The sequence below is a fragment of the Mesorhizobium sp. M7A.F.Ca.ET.027.03.2.1 genome (assembly GCF_003999175.1).
Classification (GTDB): domain Bacteria; phylum Pseudomonadota; class Alphaproteobacteria; order Rhizobiales; family Rhizobiaceae; genus Mesorhizobium.
Window position 1 is genome coordinate 1 of record NZ_RZOM01000887.1, and the last position, 2,606, is coordinate 2,606.

Genomic DNA, 2,606 nt, shown 5'->3' on the forward strand with positions numbered 1-2,606 from the left:
GGATGAGCCAGACCCATATCGGGCCGAGGATCGGCTCGAACGTGCCGAGCAGAGCCGCGATGGCCGCCGGGATCAACCGTGCGCCGGTGGCGAAGAAGGCGAGACCGAGGCCGAGATTGACCACGCCGAAGGCAAACAGAAAGCCCATGTCGCTGACTGACACGGTGAAGGTCGATGCCTGCGAGACGGCAAAGCCGGCCGCGAGCATGGTGCCGAGGCACGTCGCCGGCGTCATGCGCACGCCGGAAAACCGCCGGGTGATGACGGTGGCGACCGAGAACATGACCGCGATCAACAGCGCCAGCCCATCGCCTATGGGCGAGACGGCGCCATCCAGCGATTCCGACACCATGATGGCGACGCCGGTGATGACGGCGGCGATTGCCACCCAGGTGGCGACACCGACCCTTTCGCGAAACAACGCCCAGGCAAACAGCGCCGCCAGCAACGGCACGCCTGCCTGCATCAAAAGGATGTTGGCGACGGTGGTGTAGGCCAGCGCCACGACGAAGGCGGTCGATGCGGTGGCAAAGCAGATCCCGACGGCAAGACCGGGCAGACCCATGTCGCGGAACAGCTTCCGCGTGCCACGCCAGCCGTCACGCCAGACCATGAAGCAGACCAGGAAGGCGGCTGCCCAGACGGAGCGCCAGAAAATGACCGTCCAGCTGTCACCGACGGTGATGAAGCGGGCGATGGTGCCGCCGAAACTCCACATCAGCGCCGACAGGAAGACCAAAAGCATGCCGACGCGTTCCTCGCGCGGCGACACGGCTGGCGATGCGACGATTGGCGATGCGGTATTGGTCATGGCTGCCACTGTCGGTGTTTCCGGCGGTGCACGATGCGCGATGGGCGACAAGGACGTGCCATTTTCGCCTAATGCATCGGCAACGGCCGGGCGTGATCCAGCTTCATGTTCCCCTTTGGCGCACTGGTCAGACGCCTGGACCAAATTCGCCCTGCTGGGGTTGGCTGATCATCCCAATCTAGGAGGAAGCGTTCCTGTTGCCCCGAATGAGCCGCCAAAGGCCGGCCAACGGAATCAGCAGGATCAGGCCGAATTTCTTCAAGGCGATGAGCGCCACCGCCAGAAGACCAGCCTTTGCCGCCAATTTCCCGGCGATGAGGCCGCCAATCCCAACCGCGGCGACCGTGTCGGTGCCGGGCAGGAAATCCGTGTATCTCTTGCCCGTGCTGAAGCCCGCCAGGCCAAGCACTTCATCCAGGCTCTGCTTTATCTCCGGCAACTGCTCCACATTGGCGATGTAACTCATCACGAAGACGCCCTCCCTGCCAAGGAAACGGACATCGTAGTTGAGCGTGTGGACGGCGTCGTTTCCGAACTGGAGTTCCTTGGCCCAATGCAGACGCTTGTTGACGGCATCATAGACTGGCGGCGAAGCCCAACCGATCAACGTGACGGGCGGAAAACCGTCCTTCACCCGTTGATCGTTGCCCGACAAAGTGTCGGCCTTCATGCTGCTCAATAGTTCGCTGTAGTTGATGGAGGCAGCGTCGCCGTCATCGACATAACCGATCTTTTCCCAGCGCAGCTCTATTCCCCAATTGTTGTCGGCGATGGGGTCATAATTGCTCGGGAAGATCATGCCGATCGCGTCGGAACCGGCATCGGGTGGGTTACCCCAAGCCTCGGTCAGGACCGAGACGGCGTCCTTCTTATTCAGAAAATAGAACTTGCCCTTGAGATCGAGGTGAATGCCTTCGGCGAGGTCTATCGGTCCGGTCTTTGGATCTATCTTGTCCAGGAATGCCTTGCCGGCATCATTGTACTGTTTGTAGGAGCTGAAGAAATCCGAGGATTTTTCTGCATATGCAGATGAAGCTGAGAGGGCAAATGTCAGCCCAAGCGAAAAAATCGTCCTGCCCATCGCCGCCCCCCAGCCTTGCGTAGTTCGTCTTGATACCTCGTCGTCAACGCCGAATCAATATTTCGATCGGCAATACTCGGCAATATTATCTAGGGAAGACTCCGCAGCTTTCGCCGCCGGACGAAAGATATTCTTGCCGACTCATGTCGTCACTGGAAATCGAAGGCACTCAGGCCCGTCACCATCTCGTCGAGGCCGAGCGGGCGCGTCACCGGCGGCTCGGCGCGCGCCAGGCAGCCGACGCGTTCGCAAAGCCGGCAGGCAGGCCCGACCGGCGTCGCCGCAATACTGCCGGCCTTTGCGGTGATTGCCGCACCGGGTAATGCCGCGCCATAGACGATTTCGTCACGAAAGCCGATATCGCAGCCAAGCAGCAATGCGGTGCGGCGCGGACGTTCCGAGAACGCGCCTTGCGGCCCTTCCAGCGTGCGGGCGATGCACAGGAACTCGGCGCCGTCGGGCATTTCCACTGCCTCGACGAAGACCTGGCCAGGTTGGGTGAAGGCAACATGCACGGGCAGCTTGGGACAGCCGCCGCCAAAGCGGCTTTGTGGAAAGCCCTGGCTGCCGGCCTTGCGGAAGCGGTTGCCTGCATTGTCGACCTCCAGCATGAAGAACGGCACCCCCGAGGCACCCTGCCGCTGCAGCATGGTCAGCCGGTTGGCTGCCTGTTCGAAGGAGACGCCGAAGCGCGAACGCAGGACATCGATGTCA

The 2,606-nt window shown here is 61.6% G+C and carries 3 protein-coding genes; all 3 read right to left on the bottom strand.

From position 1 onward, the window contains the following. On the bottom strand, positions 1-811 hold an 811-nt coding region (locus EN750_RS28465; protein ID WP_145967988.1), incomplete at its 3' end, for a DMT family transporter. 178 nt (positions 812-989) lie between these two features. Next, positions 990-1,892, bottom strand: coding sequence for a DUF2167 domain-containing protein (locus EN750_RS28470; protein WP_127398737.1), 903 nt, complete (start codon positions 1,890-1,892; stop codon positions 990-992). Positions 1,893-2,041: 149 nt separating this feature from the next. Next, the coding region (locus EN750_RS28475) for a short-chain fatty acyl-CoA regulator family protein (RefSeq protein WP_189526536.1) at positions 2,042-2,606 on the bottom strand (565 nt) is incomplete at its 5' end.